This window comes from Pseudoalteromonas sp. NCCP-2140 (genome assembly GCF_023708065.1).
In the GTDB taxonomy this organism is placed as follows: Bacteria; Pseudomonadota; Gammaproteobacteria; order Enterobacterales; family Alteromonadaceae; genus Pseudoalteromonas.
In genome coordinates, this window is sequence record NZ_BRCZ01000004.1 from 315,598 (window position 1) to 334,755 (window position 19,158).

The 19,158-nt window shown below is 41.9% G+C and carries 23 protein-coding genes; 22 read left to right on the plus strand and 1 reads right to left on the minus strand.

Features of this window, described 5'->3' with window-relative positions; translation table 11 throughout:
• Entirely contained in the window at positions 1 to 654 is a 654-nt protein-coding gene (locus NFU46_RS10555; protein WP_063527485.1) for a DUF6058 family natural product biosynthesis protein, read from the minus strand.
• A 160-nt stretch (positions 655 to 814) separates the two neighbouring features.
• On the opposite strand from NFU46_RS10555, the gene dapA reads away from it, so the two are divergent.
• From dapA to NFU46_RS10665, 22 genes are all read left to right on the plus strand, one after another.
• Complete coding sequence (dapA, locus tag NFU46_RS10560; RefSeq protein WP_251602012.1) at positions 815 to 1,729, plus strand: 4-hydroxy-tetrahydrodipicolinate synthase; 915 nt, start codon at positions 815 to 817, stop codon at positions 1,727 to 1,729.
• A 106-nt stretch (positions 1,730 to 1,835) separates the two neighbouring features.
• Positions 1,836 to 2,546: a beta-ketoacyl synthase chain length factor gene (locus tag NFU46_RS10565; protein WP_251601707.1), complete on the plus strand. Its 711-nt coding sequence runs from the start codon at positions 1,836 to 1,838 to the stop codon at positions 2,544 to 2,546.
• Positions 2,536 to 3,321, plus strand: coding sequence for a 1-acyl-sn-glycerol-3-phosphate acyltransferase (locus NFU46_RS10570; protein WP_251601709.1), 786 nt, complete (start codon positions 2,536 to 2,538; stop codon positions 3,319 to 3,321). Before NFU46_RS10565 ends, NFU46_RS10570 begins: the two co-directional genes overlap by 11 nt.
• A complete protein-coding gene (locus NFU46_RS10575) occupies positions 3,318 to 3,575 on the plus strand; it encodes a phosphopantetheine-binding protein (RefSeq protein ID WP_054554555.1) in 258 nt (85 codons plus the stop codon). Before NFU46_RS10570 ends, NFU46_RS10575 begins: the two co-directional genes overlap by 4 nt.
• A 25-nt stretch (positions 3,576 to 3,600) precedes the next feature.
• Positions 3,601 to 3,846, plus strand: a complete 246-nt coding sequence (locus NFU46_RS10580; RefSeq protein ID WP_054554554.1) for an acyl carrier protein — start codon at positions 3,601 to 3,603, stop codon at positions 3,844 to 3,846.
• Between the two features lie 8 nt (positions 3,847 to 3,854).
• Entirely contained in the window at positions 3,855 to 4,421 is a 567-nt protein-coding gene (locus tag NFU46_RS10585; protein ID WP_054562420.1) for a hypothetical protein, read from the plus strand.
• Positions 4,408 to 5,766, plus strand: coding sequence for a class I adenylate-forming enzyme family protein (locus NFU46_RS10590; protein WP_175080188.1), 1,359 nt, complete (start codon positions 4,408 to 4,410; stop codon positions 5,764 to 5,766). Before NFU46_RS10585 ends, NFU46_RS10590 begins: the two co-directional genes overlap by 14 nt.
• A complete protein-coding gene (locus NFU46_RS10595; protein ID WP_175080187.1) occupies positions 5,750 to 6,103 on the plus strand; it encodes a thioester dehydrase in 354 nt (117 codons plus the stop codon). The genes NFU46_RS10590 and NFU46_RS10595 overlap by 17 nt, the downstream gene beginning before the upstream one ends.
• Before the next feature lie 3 nt (positions 6,104 to 6,106).
• Positions 6,107 to 6,844 carry a glycosyltransferase family 2 protein gene (locus NFU46_RS10600; RefSeq protein ID WP_175080186.1) on the plus strand — a complete coding sequence of 246 codons (738 nt, stop codon included), beginning with the start codon at positions 6,107 to 6,109 and terminating at the stop codon, positions 6,842 to 6,844.
• Positions 6,844 to 7,812, plus strand: a complete 969-nt coding sequence (locus tag NFU46_RS10605; protein ID WP_175080185.1) for an acyltransferase — start codon at positions 6,844 to 6,846, stop codon at positions 7,810 to 7,812. The genes NFU46_RS10600 and NFU46_RS10605 overlap by 1 nt, the downstream gene beginning before the upstream one ends.
• Position 7,813: 1 nt before the next feature.
• The gene (gene hutH, locus NFU46_RS10610) at positions 7,814 to 9,358 is read left to right on the plus strand and encodes a histidine ammonia-lyase (protein WP_175080184.1); all 1,545 of its coding nucleotides are present in this window, start codon (positions 7,814 to 7,816) and stop codon (positions 9,356 to 9,358) included.
• Positions 9,351 to 9,776 carry a thioesterase family protein gene (locus NFU46_RS10615; RefSeq protein WP_054554548.1) on the plus strand — a complete coding sequence of 142 codons (426 nt, stop codon included), beginning with the start codon at positions 9,351 to 9,353 and terminating at the stop codon, positions 9,774 to 9,776. Before hutH ends, NFU46_RS10615 begins: the two co-directional genes overlap by 8 nt.
• A complete protein-coding gene (locus NFU46_RS10620) occupies positions 9,776 to 10,294 on the plus strand; it encodes an outer membrane lipoprotein carrier protein LolA (RefSeq protein ID WP_175080183.1) in 519 nt (172 codons plus the stop codon). The genes NFU46_RS10615 and NFU46_RS10620 overlap by 1 nt, the downstream gene beginning before the upstream one ends.
• Positions 10,291 to 12,510: an MMPL family transporter gene (locus NFU46_RS10625; protein WP_175080182.1), complete on the plus strand. Its 2,220-nt coding sequence runs from the start codon at positions 10,291 to 10,293 to the stop codon at positions 12,508 to 12,510. The genes NFU46_RS10620 and NFU46_RS10625 overlap by 4 nt, the downstream gene beginning before the upstream one ends.
• 3 nt (positions 12,511 to 12,513) lie before the next feature.
• On the plus strand, positions 12,514 to 13,755 hold the full coding sequence (locus NFU46_RS10630) for an NAD(P)/FAD-dependent oxidoreductase (protein ID WP_251601711.1): 1,242 nt from the start codon (positions 12,514 to 12,516) through the stop codon (positions 13,753 to 13,755).
• The gene (locus NFU46_RS10635) at positions 13,743 to 14,294 is read left to right on the plus strand and encodes a DUF3261 domain-containing protein (protein ID WP_251601713.1); all 552 of its coding nucleotides are present in this window, start codon (positions 13,743 to 13,745) and stop codon (positions 14,292 to 14,294) included. The genes NFU46_RS10630 and NFU46_RS10635 overlap by 13 nt, the downstream gene beginning before the upstream one ends.
• 2 nt (positions 14,295 to 14,296) lie before the next feature.
• Positions 14,297 to 15,460, plus strand: a complete 1,164-nt coding sequence (locus NFU46_RS10640) for a beta-ketoacyl-ACP synthase (RefSeq protein ID WP_251601715.1) — start codon at positions 14,297 to 14,299, stop codon at positions 15,458 to 15,460.
• Positions 15,447 to 15,902: a hotdog family protein gene (locus NFU46_RS10645; protein ID WP_251601717.1), complete on the plus strand. Its 456-nt coding sequence runs from the start codon at positions 15,447 to 15,449 to the stop codon at positions 15,900 to 15,902. The genes NFU46_RS10640 and NFU46_RS10645 overlap by 14 nt, the downstream gene beginning before the upstream one ends.
• Positions 15,899 to 16,624: a 3-oxoacyl-ACP reductase FabG gene (gene fabG / locus NFU46_RS10650; protein WP_054562409.1), complete on the plus strand. Its 726-nt coding sequence runs from the start codon at positions 15,899 to 15,901 to the stop codon at positions 16,622 to 16,624. The genes NFU46_RS10645 and fabG overlap by 4 nt, the downstream gene beginning before the upstream one ends.
• Entirely contained in the window at positions 16,624 to 17,850 is a 1,227-nt protein-coding gene (locus tag NFU46_RS10655) for a beta-ketoacyl-ACP synthase (RefSeq protein ID WP_251601719.1), read from the plus strand. Before fabG ends, NFU46_RS10655 begins: the two co-directional genes overlap by 1 nt.
• On the plus strand, positions 17,847 to 18,677 hold the full coding sequence (locus tag NFU46_RS10660) for a MipA/OmpV family protein (protein WP_251601721.1): 831 nt from the start codon (positions 17,847 to 17,849) through the stop codon (positions 18,675 to 18,677). The genes NFU46_RS10655 and NFU46_RS10660 overlap by 4 nt, the downstream gene beginning before the upstream one ends.
• On the plus strand, positions 18,678 to 19,109 hold the full coding sequence (locus tag NFU46_RS10665) for an excinuclease ABC subunit A (RefSeq protein ID WP_251601723.1): 432 nt from the start codon (positions 18,678 to 18,680) through the stop codon (positions 19,107 to 19,109). It begins immediately after the preceding gene.
• The last annotated feature ends 49 nt before the right edge of the window (positions 19,110 to 19,158 follow it).

A 19,158-nucleotide genomic window follows, 5' to 3' on the forward strand; every position in this document is an offset into this window, starting at 1 on the left:
TTATTTTACCGATAGATCGTACTTTGCCACTACGTCATCAATATAACGATGGCGTAAGGTGTTTTTACCTTCGTTGCCCGTACCATGACTTAACGCGCGGTTCATTAATTTGAGCGCTTTATGTAAGCTTTGGCGCTCTTCCACGCTTAAACCTGTTTTAGTGCGTAATTCCGTAATATCATCAATTAATAATTTAGCTACGTCGAGCTGCACGGCTTCTTCAACTAAGCCATTTTGTGTTAGCACACCGTATTTACTGCATAAAAACTGCTGCCAAACTTGCTGTAAGTGCTCGTCAATTTCACTGCCAAATAATTCTTCATCGATAGCAAAGCCTTGCTCAGCAAGCTTACTGAGTTGATTTGAATATTGCTGAGCAAAATAATTAAACGCTTGGCAGGATGAGCTTATGTCATGTTTGATAATTAATTGCCCCCAACTAGCGGCACCACGAGGGTAATAGTCTTGATATTCTTCGCATTGATAAATGCCCGAATACGAACTGCATTCTAATTGACTCTGCAAACAATAACTCGGCTTTGGAAATAAACTACTTTGTTGCCATGCCGATAGCGTTTCCTCATCAATTGAGAGGGTATGACACAGCTCTTCGGTGGTATAAAAGTAGGTTGCCAAAAATTTTGAAAGTTGCATTATCAAATACTCACAATAAATACTGTTAATTTATACAGTATTTGATTTTGGCTTAACTTTGATTTTTTCTCAAGTATTTTTATTTATTGCAGCACACTACTCGGAAAATGCCCGTGTTTGTGATACAACTAGCGCAAATTTTCCAAACATTAAAAAAGTTATGCGCAACCTAGAAACAATTAAACAAGCAAGTTTGATCACCGCTATAAAAACACCTTATTTAACTAATGGTGAAATTGATCTTGCATGTTATGACGACCTTGTTGAACAGCAAATTGCAGCTGGTGTTGATGGCATTATTGTCGGTGGTACCACAGGTGAAGGCCAATTAATGAATTGGGAAGAACACTTAATGTTAATTGCTCACAGTGTTAGCAAATTCTCTGACCGTTTATTAATTGTTGGTAATACAGGTAGCAACAATACACGCGAAGCGATTAAAGCAACCGAGTATGGCTTTGCTACCGGTATGGATGCAGCGCTGCAAATAAACCCATATTATGGGCGTACGTCACTGGCGGGTGTGAAAGAGCACTTTAATCGTTTACTTGATATTGGTCCTGCGTTTATCTACAACGTAGCCGGTCGTACTGGCCAAGATTTAACACCCGATGTCATTGAGCCACTCGCTAAGCACGAAAATTTTATCGGTGTAAAAGAGTGCGGTGGCAATGAGCGTATTGCTCATTATGAACAGCAAGGTATTGCTTGTTGGTCAGGTAATGACGATGAAGCGCATGACGCAAGACACATTCATAAAGCCCACGGTGTTATCTCGGTTACATCTAATATTATTCCAGGCTTATTCCGTCAGTTAATGGATGAGCAAAATGATGCACTTAATGCAAAACTACAGCCACTTATGGGCTGGTTATTCTGCGAGCCTAATCCAATTGCAATCAATACGGCACTAATGATGACAGGCGCGGTAAATCCTGTGTTCCGTCTTCCTTATGTGCCACTAACAAGTGCTCAGCAAGAAATTGGTTTAGGTTACATTAACGAACTTGATGTTGCTGATATAGTGGGTGAAAAAGCACAACTTTTAGCCGAAAAAGACGTTATTTTACGATAAAAATGAATGAGTGCTTAATTGCGGCTGTAATTAAGCACCATTGTTTTACTTTTTTGTAGCTAATAGGTAAAATTAGCAATCGTTTGGCGTTATAAGAATAATATTTGTGAAATTTGTTGTTGAGAATTTGAGTTTATGGGTGGCACCTGAGCAACAAATAGCAGAATTAAGCCATCTTAATCTCCCTGATCTTGATTTAAGTTGGGTTGCACCGATGCAGCGCCGCCGCTTAAGTCCATTTATGAAAATGGCGCTTCATACTATGCATCAAGCGCAAGGTGAGCATCAGCAGTTAGCTGTTAATTTTTCATCGCGTCATGGCGACTTACCAAAAACAGCGCAACTGTTACATTCACTTGTCGAACAAGAACCTCTTTCTCCGACCGCATTTGGTTTGAGTGTACATAATGCTGCAACCGGATTATTTTCGATTATTGCAAAAAATAAAGCCCCGATGAATGCTATTGCTGGTGACCAAGACTGCATTATTTCTGCCATGATAGATGGTTTTGCGCGTGTTCATAGTGGTATTGAACAGCAGATTTTGATTGCTCATGCCGAAAGTGTATTACCTGATGAATACTTACCATTTAGTGACGAGCAACAAATTGCTCATAGTGTATCGTTCGTATTATCAACAGCGCAGACCGGTAAGCCGTATTTTGAATTAACAAAACTTTCTGAATCAGAACATACTCAAAGTGACTCGTGTTTACCACTGAGTCTGCAATTAGCAGCTGCTTTAACAAGCAAAGGATCACAATGGCTGCTTTCACATCAACAATCAGCTTGGATGCTACAGTACCATGGCGACTAACGTTTACATTAAGTTGAATAAAATTTGGCGGGTACTGGCAACCGGGTTTTGTTTTGCTGTATTTGGTTTTGGCGGTATTGTACTCACCTTGTTGGTTTTGCCTTTACAACGTTTATTTGAACCTTGCCAAGCGAAACGGAAGCAAAAAGCCCGTTTAACGGTTCACTATAGTTTTAAATTCTTTGTTGCCTTAATGCATTACACCGGTGCTATCCATTTCTCTGTGCAAGATAAACAGAAATTTCATGATCTTAAAGGGCAGTTAGTACTTGCCAATCATCCTTCATTAATTGATGTTGTGGTGCTGATATCTGTGATTAAAAATGCTGACTGCGTGGTCAAAGCACACCTATTTAAAAATCCATTTATGCGCGGTGTCATTAAAGGCACAGGTTATATTAGTAATGAAGACCCGCAAGAGCTACTTAATGATTGTGAAGCATCACTCGCTGCTGGAAATAACCTGATTATCTTTCCTGAAGGCACCCGTACAACCCCAGGTGAACAGTTAAAATTTAAGCGTGGCGCTGCGAATATTGCTGCGCGTTGTGAAGCCCCAATTACCTCAGTGCTGATTAGTATGAAACCCAGCACTTTGACCAAAGGCACACCATGGTATTGCGTTGCCGCAACAAAAGCGCATTTTGAGATGCGCTTTGCCACTGACCCATTTACGTTTAACGACACATTTAATAATGAACAACCCGCCATGCAAGCACGACAATTAACCCGTGATTTGCAACATTACTTTTCAGAGGAACTCAGGCACCTATGACTGAACTAAAGAACAAAATAAAACAATTAATCATTAGCAGCTTAGATCTTGAAGATATTACCGTGGATGATATTGAAAATGACCAACCTTTGTTTGTTGATGGTTTAGGCCTAGATAGCATCGATGCGCTAGAGCTTGGCTTAGCCATTAAAAAAGAGTTTAACGTTAAGATTGACGCAAACTCAGAACAAACAAAAGCCCATTTTGCATCGGTAGATGCATTGGCAGAATTTATTAACCAACACCAATCATAATACAGACTTAGAAGTAGGAATAAGCATGAAAACCGCTGCTGACATTTACAACGTTTTACAGGGCATTTTAGTAGATGAATTTGAGATCGATGCTGATGATATCAGCCTAGATGCGCACCTGTATCAAGACCTAGATCTTGATAGCATTGATGCTGTTGATTTAGTTGTAAAACTACGCGAAATCACTGGTAAGAAAATTGAGCCAGATGCATTTAAGCAAGTGCGTACTGTGCAAGATGTTGTAAACGAAGTAGAAAAACTCGTTTCATAAACATTACTATGCTCAAAGCGATAACCACAACACTGCTCTTAGTATGCTTATCTTTATACCCATTTATTGTGTATTTTGGATTACAGCATATCTCATTAAGGCAAGTGAGCTTGGTATTGATGGTATTGTTAGGTTTAAGGCTTTTACTTAGCAAGAAGTTACTGACATCTATGCCATGGATAAAGCCAGCCTCTATTTTGGCTATTATCGCTTTAGCAACAACGCAGTTTTTTAACAGTGATCTGGGCTTAAAGCTTTACCCAGTCATTATAAATACAGTAATGGCCATAACCTTTGCTTATTCGTTGAAAAGTGGCCCAACAGTCATTGAAAGTTTTGCTCGAATTAAAGAGCCTGATCTTGATGAAAAAGGGGTTAATTACACGCGCCAAGTTACTAAAGTATGGTGCGCGTTTTTTATTATTAATGGCAGTATTGCGTTATACACTAGCCTATTTACTTCGTTACAGACATGGACTCTGTACAACGGATTAATAGCCTATATTTTGATAGCTCTCTTAGGCCTTGTGGAATGGCTTGTAAGACAAAAGGTTAAAAGTAATGGTAGCGAGTAACCTGAAATTTCACCCAGACGCTGCATTTGTTGTTGCAGGGCAGCCAATAACACAAACACAGTTTTTTGCTGATATTGCGGCTTATCAAAGTAAGCTCACAGCGCTTAAAGCTGGCAGCCATGTGGTGTTATTCCATCCTGATACCTACCAATTTGCAGTGCGCTTATTTGCTTTAGCGTGTAGTGGTTATAATGTTATTTTGCCACCTAATGGTCAGCACGAAACCTTAAGTTTATTGCTAGCACAGTCTGCTTTTTTTGCCGGCGATGCGACCAATATCAATGATGATGTGCTATTTACTAACCTTGAGCAAAGTCTTGGTCACACGCCTTTGCAAACTAACCGTTTACAATGGCCAACAAACACAGCGGTTATATTTTATACGTCAGGCTCATCAGGACAATCTAAACCGATAGTGAAACCGTGGCGGGTATTAAATCGAGAGCTTGCAGTACTTTCAATGTCATTTGACTTACCCAGCCAATTTACGTTTTTAGCAACTGTTTCGCATCAGCATATTTACGGCTTATTATTTCGTTTACTTTGGCCGTTGGCGAAAGGCCATATAATTGATAGTGAACAAATTCAGTACCCTGAACATATTGCGCAAAGGCTAAAAAATATTCGTTATGCAGCGCTCGTCTCAAGCCCTGCGCAACTTGGCCGTTTATGTGCTGATAATGTGTTAATTCCTGAGCGCGACAAAATTAAGTGGTTATTCTCCTCTGGCGGACCTCTCAACAACGAACATGCCGAAACTTTATTTAACCAGTTAGCTCGCCCAGCTACCCAAGTATTTGGTAGTACCGAAACCGGCGGTATTGCTTATCGACAAGTTACACAGGCGGCGGTTGATGTACCATGGCAGCCGTTTAATGGTAATTTTTTATCGCTGAATCATGAAGGGCGCTTGATGCTAGATTCTGCGATTTTAGAGCAATCGAATTTCCCTTTAGATGATAGAGCACTTATTCATAAAAATGGTCAATTTAAACTGTTGGGCCGTATAGACAGAACGATAAAAATTGAAGAAAAACGTTTAAACCTTGATGAGCTTGAGAGTTATCTGCAAAGTCACGACTGGGTAAAAGAAGTTAAAGTAGTGGTTATTCCAGCTAAGCGCGTGCAAATTGGTGCGGTGGTTGTACTCAGTGATGAGGCTAATAAAGAGCTTGAACAGCAGGGTAAACTGGCAGTTAACCGCGCTTTACAAGCGCACCTCTCAAACCGCTTTGAACGTATTTGTTTACCACGTAAATGGCGCTACATCGATGCACTTCCTTTTAACAGCCAAGCTAAATTAAGTTTAAAAACATTGGAGCAGTATTTTGCCAAGCCTGAATAACGTGACCCCAGAGGTGGCCGTTTTAACACAAACAGAAACTAGTGTGAGTTTAGCGTTAACCATTGCGGCTGATTTAGATTATTTTCGCGGCCACTTTCCAGATGCGCCAATTTTAGCAGGCGTAGTACAGCTGGATTGGGCAGTAAAATATGCTCAGCAATATTTGGGTTTTGGCAAACTAGTTCAAGATTTAGAAGTGTTAAAGTTTCAGGTAGTAACAACCCCCGATATGACGGTAAACCTAACCCTTGAGCGCAATGCAAAAGGCAAATGTTTATTTAGCTATCAATCAGAAAAAGGCCAGCATGCATCTGGTCGAATTGTATTTTGTGATTAAGCCATGAACCAGTTTTGTATTGTTATTCCTAATTACAATCACACCCATGCTATCGCTGCAGTACTCGATGAGCTAAAAGAGCTACAGCTGCCGATAATCATGGTCGATGATGGCAGTGACGCTGATGCCAAGCATGTATTTACACAGCTTGACGCACAGTACGATTTTTTAACCTTGATAAGCCATGCTCAAAATCAAGGTAAGGGTGGGGCAGTTCAAACAGGCTTGATGGCTGCCTATCAGCAAGGGTTTAGCCATGCTATTCAGGTTGATGCCGACGGTCAGCATTCGTTAGCAGATATTAGTAAGTTGATTGAACTAAGTAATGCATCACCTAACAAGGTGATCAGTGGTTGCCCAATTTATGACAGCTCCGTGCCTAAGCACCGTTATTTAAGTCGTTACATCACCCATTTTTGGGTTTGGGTAGAAACGCTCAGCTTTGATATTGTTGATTCAATGTGTGGTTTTCGGGTTTACCCCTTAGCAGCCGTTGAACAATTAATGACTAAGCAAACGCTTGGCAAGCGCATGGACTTTGATATCGAAATTTTAGTCAGGCTTTATTGGCAAGGTGTTAAAGTCACGTTTTTGCCAACCCAGGTCATTTACCCTGAAAATGGCGTATCTCATTTTCGAGCCTTACACGATAACGTGGGAATTTCGTGGCTGCATACGCGTTTATTCTTTGGCATGTTGCTACGCTCACCTAAGCTACTTTGGCGTAAGGTGACTGGCTAATGGCTGTAAAACATTGGTCAAAAATGCAAGAACGTGGCAATCGCTTAGGCATGCAAATATTGCTCGTATGTTATCGCGTATTTGGTCGAAAAGGCTTGTGGTTGGTGTTGTTTCCGGTGGTATTTTATTTGTTTTTAACAGGCAAAACTGCCCGCCAAGCGTCTCATGCATTCTTAACCCAAGCGCGTAAAGTGAATGGCAATAGCAAAGGGGTTACTTGGCGCGATAGCTTTCGTCACTTTCGCTGCTTTGCTGACAGCGCTTTTGACAAAATTGATGCCTGGCTTGGACGAATTCAGCAACATAATATTCTTTACACCAACGAAGCGCTGTTTAAACAGCTTGATGAGCAACAGCAAGGGGCTATTTTTATCGGCTCACACCTTGGTAACTTAGAGGTATGTAGAGCTCTTAGCCAACACCGAAACAGTAAAACGATTAATGTGTTGGTGTTTACACATCATGCTGTTGAATTTAATAAATTACTGAAAAGTATTAATCCGGATGTTGCGGTAAACCTCATTCAAGTAACCGATCTTGGCCCTGATATGGCAATTATGCTCAAAGAAAAAGTCGAGCAGGGTGAAATTGTGGTGATTGTCGGTGATAGAACCAGTACCACCACTGCAGGAAGAGTTATCGAAGCTGACTTTTTAGGTAAGCCAGCCCCTTTTTCACAAGGGCCATTTATTTTAGCTGCGCTGTTAGATTGCCCGGTGTTTCATCTGTTTTGTTTAAAAGATAAAAAGCCCAATGGCGAAACATTTTACCGCGTGATTTTTGAAAAATACGCCGACAAACTCGTTTTACCGCGTAAAACGAGGCAACAAACATTACAACAAATTGTTAGCGATTATGCGCAAAGGCTCAGTTTTTATGCTGCGGCCTATCCGTATCAATGGTTTAATTTTTATGATTTTTGGCAAAATGACGAGCAAGTGTCTCGTAGTCAAAACAAGGAGAACTAAGGTGTCAGAGCACTCGACTACCGTTTTTGGCCAACAGCGTTTATCAATCGAAGATATTGTTCATATTGCATTAGAGCAAGGTGCTGTTGCGTTAACATCAGACCGTCAATTTGCTAATAAAATAGACAGCGCCGTGGCCTTTTTAGATAAGTTGCTTGAAGATGATGGCGTGATATATGGCGTTACCACAGGTTATGGCGACTCAGTAACCGTAAAAGTGCCACTTGATTTAGTCAATGAGTTACCACTGCATCTTACTCGTTTTCATGGTTGTGGCCTTGGCGATGTTTTTAATCAAGCCCAAGGGCGCGCTATTTTAGCAACCCGCTTAACTTCGCTTTCACAAGGTTATTCTGGCGTTAGCTGGGAGATGTTGAATTTATTACGTGACTTTTTAAATCACAATATCGTACCGGTGATCCCGCAAGAAGGATCAGTGGGAGCCAGTGGTGATTTAACGCCGCTTTCGTATGTAGCCGGTGCTATGGTTGGTGAGCGAGATGTGTATTACAAAGGCGAAATTAAAAACAGCCTAGAGGTGATGCAAGAACTTGGCTTACAGCCATTAAAGCTGCGCCCGAAAGAAGGGTTGGCAGTCATGAATGGCACTGCCGTGATGACAGCTTTGGCATGTCTTGCTTATGATAGAGCTGATTATCTAGTTAAATTGACCAGCCGTATAACAGCCCTTGCAAGCCTTGCATTAAAAGGTAACAGTCATCACTTTGATGATATTTTGTTTTCGGTGAAGCCACATCCAGGGCAACAGCAAGTAGCTGCATGGATCCGTGGAGACTTAAACCATGTAGAACACCCGCGTAATGCTGACCGCTTACAAGATAGGTATTCAATTCGCTGTGCTCCACATGTGATTGGTGTGCTGCAAGATAGTTTGCCATGGTTTAGGCAAATGATTGAAAATGAATTAAATTCGGCAAATGATAATCCAATCATCGATGGCGAAGGTGAACACGTATTGCATGGTGGTCACTTCTATGGCGGTCATATTGCAATGGTTATGGATAGCATGAAAACCGCTGTTGCTAATTTAGCTGACTTAGCCGATAGACAAATCGCATCCTTAGTTGATACGCGCTATAACAATGGCTTACCTTCTAACCTATCGGCGAGTAATGATGAGCGTCGTTATATTAACCATGGTTTTAAAGCGGTCCAAATTGGTGCCAGTGCATACACGGCCGAAGCATTAAAACTGACCATGCCAGCTAGTGTGTTTTCTCGTTCAACCGAGTGTCACAACCAAGATAAAGTGAGCATGGGAACCATCGCTGCACGAGATTGTTTACGTATATTGCAGCTAACTGAGCAAGTGGTTGCAAGTACTTTGCTTGCGAGTATTCAAGGTTTGCGTTTACGTATTAATAGCGGTGAGCTTGAATTCGCTAGTTTAACTAGTGATGTACAAAGTATGTATCAAGACATTAGCGAGTTTTTCCCGCTGCTTGATGAAGACCGTCCTCTAGAGGCTGTTCTTCGCTTTACGGTTGACGCTATTCAAACAAAACGTTGGAGTTTATATGCATAGTAGAGGCTCGTTGCTGAGCACTCATGTTGAGATTGAAATTCCTTTTCATGATTGCGATCCAATGAATGTGGTATGGCATGGTAATTACCCGCGCTATTTAGAAGTCGCGCGCTGCGAATTACTGCGTTTGTTTGATTATGATTATGTGCAAATGCAAGAGTCTGGCTATGCGTGGCCGATTATTGATATGCATATTAAGTACGTCGGCTCAGCATTGTTTACACAAAAAATCCGCGTCGATGCGTACTTAAAAGAATATGAAACACGATTACGTATCGATTACGTAATCACTGATTGCGCTACAGGTAAAAAGTTAACCAAAGCAACGACTATCCAAGTTGCGGTTGATATAGAGAAAAAAGAAATGCAGTTTGTTTCGCCGCCTGTGCTACATGAAAAACTTCAAAAGGTGATTTAATGCGATTAAGCGTGTTGTTACTGAGTGTGCTAGTTTTTTTTCCTGTGTTTGCATCGAGCGCAGTGACAGAGCAAGGCACATTTAGCCAAGAGAAGCATTTTAAAGGATTTAGTAAACCTTTTATTTCAACAGGTTCGTTTGAACTTGCTGAAGATGGCCTCACTTGGCAGGTTGAATCTCCGGTTAAAAGCACGCTATTAATCAAGCAAGGGCAAGTATATACCCTTAACGATCAAGGTGAGCCGCAGCTACAAAAAGGAGCTGAGCCTTACGTTAATTTACTGCAAGCGATTTTAAAGCATGATGAAGTGGCACTTGCTGAGCAATTTTCGATGACAGGTCATGCAGAGTCCGGTTGTCAGACTTTATTGCCTAAAGATGACTTGCTAAAGCAGCTATTTAGTCAGTTCGAATTATGTGTAGCAGCAGAGCAAGTGAGCCGTGTGCGTCTTCAAGAAGCAAATGGTAACTTTACTGTATTACGCTTTGCTTATCCTCACAATGAGCAAAAACAGTGAAAGCATGGGGCCTAACGCTTGCTTGGCTGAGCCTATTAGTTAGCGCCTTAGTGGTTGTTTTTATTCTAAAACAGCCGACGTTGAATAATGATATTTTGGCTTTGTTGCCAAAGTCAGAACCGCGTTTACAGCAAGTCGAAGAACACTTTTTTTCAGCTAATAAACAGCAGTTAAGCTTTTCTTTTCGTGGTGAAAATGCAGTAAAAGCTTATGATGATTTACATCAATGGCTGGCGACTAAACATATTGAGCCTCGTTTTAAGTTACCCGAAATATCCCAGTTGGCAGCATTTTACGGTCAGTACGCAGGGCATTTAGTTTCCGAGGAATATAAGCAAGCAATTGGCGATGCTAATCGCTTTCAACGGTATTACTTTAGTCAGTTGAGTAAAGTCGCAGATCCTTTTGTTTCAAGTACTATCAACCAAGACCCTACGCTTGCCACAGCGGGGTTCTTATCTGAAGCAATGGCGCACATGCAGCAATTTGAGCTGCAAGATGGCCGAATTAACATTAGCTATCAAGGTGATGAGTATTTAATGTTATTCGTGCAAAGTGCTGACAATGCCTTTTCAATAAATCAATCAATAGCTTTAAGCAATGAGATAGTTGCCTATATCGCTGAGCTTGAAGGCCGCTATCCAGATACACAAATTCGCTATGCTGGTGCTTTATTTCACACCGCAGCAAATGCACAGCAAGCCAAATTTGAAATGACCTTGTTTGGTTCGGTGAGCTTGCTAGCTCTTATTGTGATGGTGGTGTGGGTGTTTCGATCGATCAATGCATTGTGGCTGGCCTCTGTAACCGTGATAAGCGCCGCTATTGGTGGCACCATTGCGCTGATCAGTATTTTTAGTCAGGTGCATGTATTAACCATGGTGTTTGCCGTGACACTGATTGGTATTGCCATTGATTATGCTTTTCATGGCATGCTTGATTTAACCGAGCAGCCGCAAGGTTTTAGTCAAGGGCTTAAGCTGGCACTGTTGTTGTCGTTACTAACCACCACACTCGGTTACGCGAGCTTGTTTTTCTCACCGGTGCAGTTACTCAGTCAAGTGGGAGTATTTGTTGTTGCAGGGCTAGTTACAGCTTGGCTCTGCACACGAATCTTATTGCCTTATTGGCAAACTGGTTTAACCATTAACACTGCTGCACATCGATTAGCTAACTGCTTAAGTGGTTATTTAAAACGATTAACGCATTATCGCGTCGCACTCAGTATGCTGATGCTAGTGTTATTGAGTGCTTTTGCTTTACTAAAACCCCCTGTGATTAATGATGATGTAAAGCTGTTAAATGCAAGTCCTGCGGATTTAATGCAAAACGAAGCGCTGCATATGTCTTTATTAGGTAAAGATAATGGCCAAATCATGATTTTATTTGCCGATAATGCGCAGCAGTTATTAGTACAACAAGAAGCATTAAAAGCAACTATTCGCGGCCTTAATGGCAGTGCAGTGATGCTTAGTGACTTAGTGCCTAGTAAACAATTACAACAGCAAAACTATGAGCAGTTGCATTCAGCCCAGCAAGCTATGAGCGTGGTTAGCCAAATGACAGGGACGCCCGTTGAGCTTTCAACATCAATGCTTGATTTAAACGCGGCACTTAATTCACCGTTAGCGCCGTTAATCGCTAACCAAGTGATCTCAAACAATACACTAACCGCAAGCTGGTTTATGGTAACAGGTGTAAATAAATCCGAGCTGATGGATTTAACCAACGCTTACCCAGATTTAATTGTTTACGATAAAGTCGCGATGATAAGTGAAGGTTTAAGTCATTACTCAAATTCGTTACTGATAACATTGGCCATTGCGATGACCTTTGCGTTACTACTATTTAGCGTCAAATTTGGTTTTAAAACGGCGTGTAAACAAACGCTAGTGCTTGTACTAACAACCGCGGCTGTACTGCTACTTTGCAGTGCACTGCAATCTCAGTTATCGATTTTTAATTTGCTAGGCTGTTTATTGATATTAGCGTTGGCAATCGATTACTTAGTGTTTTATCAGGTCAATAATTTAAGCCCGAGCAATGTACTTGCAATTAGTTTGTCAGCGGCATCATCGATGTGGGTATTTGGCATGTTGGCCGTTTCGAAAACCCCGGCCATTTTCAGTTTCGGATTAACGGTATTAGTGGGGCTAGTTTGTATCTATATCCTGGCGCCGCTCAGTATTGCATTACCTAAAAATAAGGAAAAATAATAGGTGAATAATCAAGTTCAACAGGCTGATGTTGTTATTATTGGTGCTGGCCCTTCAGGTGCTGTGGCTGCCAGTTTACTAGTAAAAAAAGGTTGGCATGTAGTGGTGTTAGAGCAGCAAACCTTTCCGCGCTTTTCGATTGGTGAAAGTTTATTACCCCAGTGCATGAGCTTTTTAGCAGAAGCAGGCCTTGAGCAAGCGGTGCAAGCACAGGCACAATCGCTTGGTTTTCAGTTTAAAAATGGGGCGGCGTTTCAGCGTCGGGGCGACCACACAACAATCGATTTTACCGAGAAATTTAGCGAAGGCCCTGGCACGACTTTTCAGGTAAAACGCGCTGACTTTGATAAATGCTTAGCCGATGGTGCCATGCAGCAAGGGGCTGAAATACGTTACCAACATAGCGTGTTAGCGTTCACCGATTGTGAGGATGGCGCTTTACTTGATGTTACGGATGAAAACCAACAAGGCTATCAAATTAAAGGGCGTTTTGTACTTGATGCCAGTGGTTTTGGTAGGGTATTACCTCGCTTACTTGATTTAGAGTCAGCATCAAATTTCCCAGTACGTTGGGCTTTTTTCAGCCATTTTAAAGATAATATTAGCGATACACAGTTTGACCGCGAAAAAATCTTAATTAATGTTCACCCAGAGCATAAAGATATTTGGTATTGGCTGATCCCATTTAGTGATGGTACGGCAAGCATTGGTGTGGTTGGTAAACCAGAGCAGCTTGAGGATAAACAACCACTCGCTGGTTTAAATGAATTTATTGAACAAGATAGCTATTTAAGTGAGTTATTAGCCAATCGAGAAGCTATTGGTGAAGCGCGTGCTATCAAAGGCTATTCGGCTAATGTGTCGAGCTTGTATGGTGAGCATTTTGCACTACTTGGTAATGCTGGTGAGTTTTTAGATCCGGTATTTTCATCTGGAGTGACGATTGCATTAAAATCAGCCTCATTGGTCGCTCCTTTAGTTGATAGCTACTTACGTGGTGAGCAAGTTGATTTCAAAAACGATTACAGTGAGCCTTTGCAACAAGGGGTTAATTGCTTTAGAACCTACGTCAGTGCTTGGTATGATGGCTCCTTTCAGGACGTGATTTTTTACAGTGAGAAAAACCAACAAGTGCGCGAGATGATCAGTGCTATTCTTGCGGGTTATGCATGGGACTTACAAAACCCATTTGTAAAACAAAGCAACAAACGCTTAAATACGTTGGTTGAATTATGTCGCGACTAACACGCTCTTTGCTCTTATCTTTGAGCATATTAGTGGCGAGTTGTGCCAGTGAATTTGCAGTAAAAACGGGCGTTGATTTAGCGCCAAATGCAGGGATTTATTTGCTTGATCCACCGCCATCATTAGTTGCCGATAATTGGCAGCAAGTACTTGAAGTACACCATGGCGATGAGCAGCATACATTACTAGCGCAGCTGAGTTTAAACAGTGAAACGGGTATTAACTTGGTTGTGATGACGGCTCAAGGTATGCCGATATTTCAGTTAGAAAAAGCGCCACTAGGGCCAATTCAAAGCGAAAAAATGCTTCCTATCAACGCGGTTGATCCTCGCTATATTCTTGCTGATATCATGCTAGTACACTGGCCGGTTACTGTGCTGAACTCGCAACTTTATGGTTTGAACTTGGTTGAACAAGGCTCAACGCGGCGTTTATATCAGGGTGAGCAGTTAATTAGTGAAATTCGCTATTTAGACGGTGCAACAGAACTTGTAAACTTTCAGCGGGATTACAAAATTAAATTTCAAAGGGTTAATTGATTATGCCATTTTGGCTTAACGACTTAGGTATTGTTAGTGCATTGGGGGTTGGTCATCAACAAACAATGCAAAGTATCAGCTTACAACCTAAACAAACACTCACAAAGGTGACGTCGCTTGCATTTGAGCAGCGCCCAACCTTTGTGGGTTTGGTTAATGAACTGCCATTAACAGCATCAATGCGATTTTATCAGCTAATCGATTTAGCGCTGGGGCAAATTGCTGATACATTGGCAAGCATAAACATTCCGAGCAGCCGTATTGCTGTGGTGATTGGTACCAGTACTGCTGCAATTCAAGAAGGTGAAAGAGGCCGAATTGCCCATGCAGCTAAGGGAAAGTGGCCAGAGGAATTTGATTATTATGACCAAGCGCTCGTCGCACCCGCCAATTATATTGCCAAGAAACTCGCTGCGAAGGGGCCAAGTTACAGTATTTCAACTGCGTGTAGTTCAAGTGCCAAGGCGCTTATTAGTGCGCGTGCCTTACTCAGTGCCGATTTAGCCGATGTGGTAATTTGTGGTGGGGTAGATAGCTTGTGCCAACTCACTATCAATGGCTTTGATTCGTTATCTTCTATTAGCGATAAAATTTGTAAGCCGTTTAGTGGCGACAGAGCAGGCATCAATATAGGTGAAGCCGCAGCGTTATTTGTTATGAGTAAAGAGCAGCATACAAAACAAAGTATTGCCTTTTTAGGTGGTGGTGAAAGCTCCGACGCCCACCATATTTCAGCCCCGATTGCAGATGGTTCTGGCGCAATCGCAGCGATGACAACGGCGTTGCAAGACGCGAATTTAACGCCTTCAGATATCGACTACATTAATGCTCATGGAACAGCCACACCGCAAAATGATGCCATGGAATCTCTGGCAATCAGTGAGGTATTTGGCAAAGATACAAAGGTCAGTTCTTCTAAACATTTGACCGGCCACACCTTAGGCGCTGCAGGTGCTTTAGAAGCTGGATTATGTTGGCTCTATTTGGCTTACCCAGAGTTTAATCAATTAGTATGCAATCAGGTTATAAAAGACGAATCATTGGCTGAAATTGGTTTAATAACACAACCAGAAACGGCAGAAATTAACACTTGTTTATCAAATTCGTTTGCCTTTGGTGGCAATAATGTCAGTGTAGTACTAGGACATCTAAATGAATCACTATAAAATTGAGCAAGTAGTCCCTCATAGCGAACCAATGATATTGCTCAATCGCCTATCCAATTACAGCGAAGAGTCAGGTTGCTGTGAAGTGGATATTAGTTCACACAGCCCGTTTTATGACGAGAGCTTAAATGGCGTTGCCAGTTATATTGGCTGTGAATATATGGCGCAAACTATCGCAGCGTATGCTGGTGCGCTGGCAAAAGACAAAGGAAGTGAAGTACAAATCGGTTTTTTAATTGGTACGCGCAAATATAAAACCTATGCACCGGTATTTAAAAACGAGCAAACGCTTAAAGTCTCGGTGACAAAATTATATCAAGAAGAATCAGGGTTAAGTGTATTTGAGTGTCAAATACATAGCGATGAAACATGCTTAGCAGAAGCAAAAATTAATGTGTTTCAACCACAAGACCCCATGCAGTTTATAAGAGAAAATCAATGACAAAACGTATTTTAGTCACCGGCTCAAGCCGTGGTATTGGCAAAGCAATCGCACTTAGATTAGCTAACGATGGCTTTGATATTGCTGTTCATTGTCGCAGTGGCGTGGCTGAAGCAGAGCAAACCTGTGAAGAAATTAGTGCGCTTGGTCGTCATGCAAGCTTATTGCAATTTGATGTTTGCGATAGAGAACTAGCAAAACAACAAATTGAAGCTGATATTGCCGAGCACGGTGCGTATTATGGGGTGATCTGTAATGCCGGTATCACGAATGATATGGCGTTCCCTGCGATGCAAGGTGATGATTGGGATAAAGTGATCCGTACTGGCCTTGACGGTTTTTACAATGTGGTGCATCCAACGGTGATGCCAATGGTGCAAGGTCGTAAAGGTGGCCGTATTGTCACTATGGCGTCAGTGTCAGGGATTGCCGGTAATCGCGGGCAAGTTAACTACAGTGCCGCTAAAGCGGGCATTATTGGTGCGACCAAAGCGCTTTCGCTTGAGCTTGCAAAACGTAAGATCACCGTTAACTGCGTGGCACCAGGGTTAATCGAAACTGAAATGACAGACGATTTACCGGTTGATGAAATGCTAAAAATGATCCCATTAAAACGTATGGGGTCGGTTAGTGAAGTCGCGGGTACTGTGTCGTTTTTATGTTCAGATGACGCCGCGTATATCACCCGCCAAGTTATTTCTGTGAATGGCGGTATGGTGTAATGAAGCGCGTTGTTGTTACAGGCATGTCTGCCATTACTGCATTAGGTGATACCTGGGCTGAATTTAAAACCGCTTTGCAAAAAGGTGATAATGCCGTTCAGTACATGACTGACTGGGATGTGGCGCCAGAACTAAACACTCGACTAGCAGCACCTGTTACTCATTTTAGTAAACCAAGCCACTATAAGCGTAAACAAGTTCGCTCAATGGGGCGTGTTGCTATGATGTCGACCCGTACTACAGAGCTTGCTTTAGAAGAAGCTGGGCTATTAGAGCACTCAAGTCTAACCGACGGCTCTACAGGTATTGCTTTTGGCTCATCAACGGGGTCAACGCCACCATTATTGGCTTTTGCAAAAATGATGGAAACCGGCGAAATGACAGGCGTAACGGCCACCAGTTACATCCAGATGATGGCGCATACAGCGCCTGTGAATGTGGGTGTCTTTTTTGGTTTAAAAGGTCGGGTGATCACTACCAGCTCTGCGTGCACATCAGGCTCGCAAGGTATTGGTTATGCTTACGAAGCGATTAAGTATGGTCGCCAAAAAGCCATGGTGGCTGGTGGCGCAGAAGAGTTATGCATTACAGAAGCTGCGGTATTTGACACCTTATACGCGACGAGCACAAAAAATGATGCTGCGAAAAGCACGCCACGACCATTTGATCAAAATCGTGATGGTCTGGTTATTGGTGAAGGTGCAGGCACACTCATTTTAGAAGAGTATGAGCATGCCCTAGCCCGCGGAGCGACCATTTATGCGGAGCTGGTCGGTTTTGGTTGTAACTCAGATGGTCAACATGTGACGCAACCTACCGCAGATACTATGCAAGTGGCTATCGAAATGGCCCTTAATGATGCACAGCTTACTGCCGACCAAATTGGCTATGTGAATGCTCATGGTACGTCAACAGATCGGGGTGATATTGCGGAGTCTCAGGCGACTTTCAATGCCCTTGGCAAGAAACCTATTAGCTCATTAAAGAGTTATTTAGGTCATACCTTAGGAGCGTGTGGCGCCATTGAGGCATGGGCAAGTATCAATATGATGAATGATGGTTGGTTTGCACCTACTATCAATTTAATGGATGTCGATCCTGAGTGTGCTGATTTAGATTATATCAAGGGCAATGGCCGTGAAATGCAAACAGATTACATTATGAGTAATAACTTTGCGTTTGGTGGCATCAATACCTCGTTAATTTTTAAAAAGTGGCAAGCATGATCAAGCGCTGCATCATAAGTATTTTATTTATTCTAACTTTTAATGCTTATGCTGCAGAAGACAGTGTAGAAAAGGGCACTGCAAAAATGGAGTTCGGTGCAGGCCTTTTTTATGCAGATATCCCGCATTATTTAGGTTCAGATGAAAGTGAGCAATACCTATTGCCTGTGCCTTATTTTCGTTATCAAAGCGATAAAATGGCCATCGACCGTAATAACTTCACTGGCTTTTTGTGGCAACAAGAAAATCTCCATTTAGATTTATCTGCCAACGTAGGTCTTGCAGTTGACAGTGAAGACAACAAAGCCCGAGAAGGTATGGATGATCTAGATTGGGTGTTTGAATTAGGGCCTTCACTTAATTACTACCTAATAGGTGAACCAAACGCTAAACAGTATTTGTATTTAAGCCTGTTTGCACGCAAAGCCATTGCGACAGATTTCTCAGGTATTGATGATATTGGCTGGCGTTATGGGCCAAGTGTGTATTATCGAGTGCCGATCATCGAAAAAGCAGATTCACAATTTTCATTAGCGTTTCGTGGCAATATCAACTTTGCTAGCGATAAATACCTTGATTATTACTATGGAGTGAGTGACTTACATAGCAATGAAACTCGCCAAGCATACTCAAGTCGTTCAGGTTTTTCTGGCGCTGATGTATCAATTGGGGTACATTTTGACACACCAAAGTATTGGCTAGGTGGTTTTGTTAAATATCATCACCTTGCTAACAGTCAACAAGATGCAAGCCCACTCGTGAAGCAAGATTATAATGTTTCGGTTGGTTTTGGTGTTGCATGGAAATTTTATAGAAGGAATTTTTAAATGAAGTTATTGATCCTTGCATGTGTTTTAGCAGCTTGTTTGTTTTCAGCAAACAGTTTTGCACGTGATGATATACAAACGCTACCTGTACAGGCACTACTTGAAACTAGCAAAGCGAAACAAGCGCTGTTAGATATTCCACTGTATTTTGCTGATCAAAGTCATACCAGCATTAAAACCAATTATGGTGAAGTGATCACCAACAAGAAAACCAACGCATTTAATAAAACTGACCGAGAAGCGTGTGAGTGGGTAATGCTTAGTGCTTTAAAAGCATTACAAGAGCGTGCTGTTCGTGAAGGCATGAATGCAGTTGTAAATATTCAGTCGTACTACAAAAAACGTGAGTTCGTTAGCCAAACAGAATATCAATGTGGTGCGGGCACATTTGTTGCTGGCGTGGCATTAAAAGGCACTTTAGTTAAGTTATAACTAACTAAAGTCATTTTTTTTCTGTATAATTTGCGACCCTTGATATGAT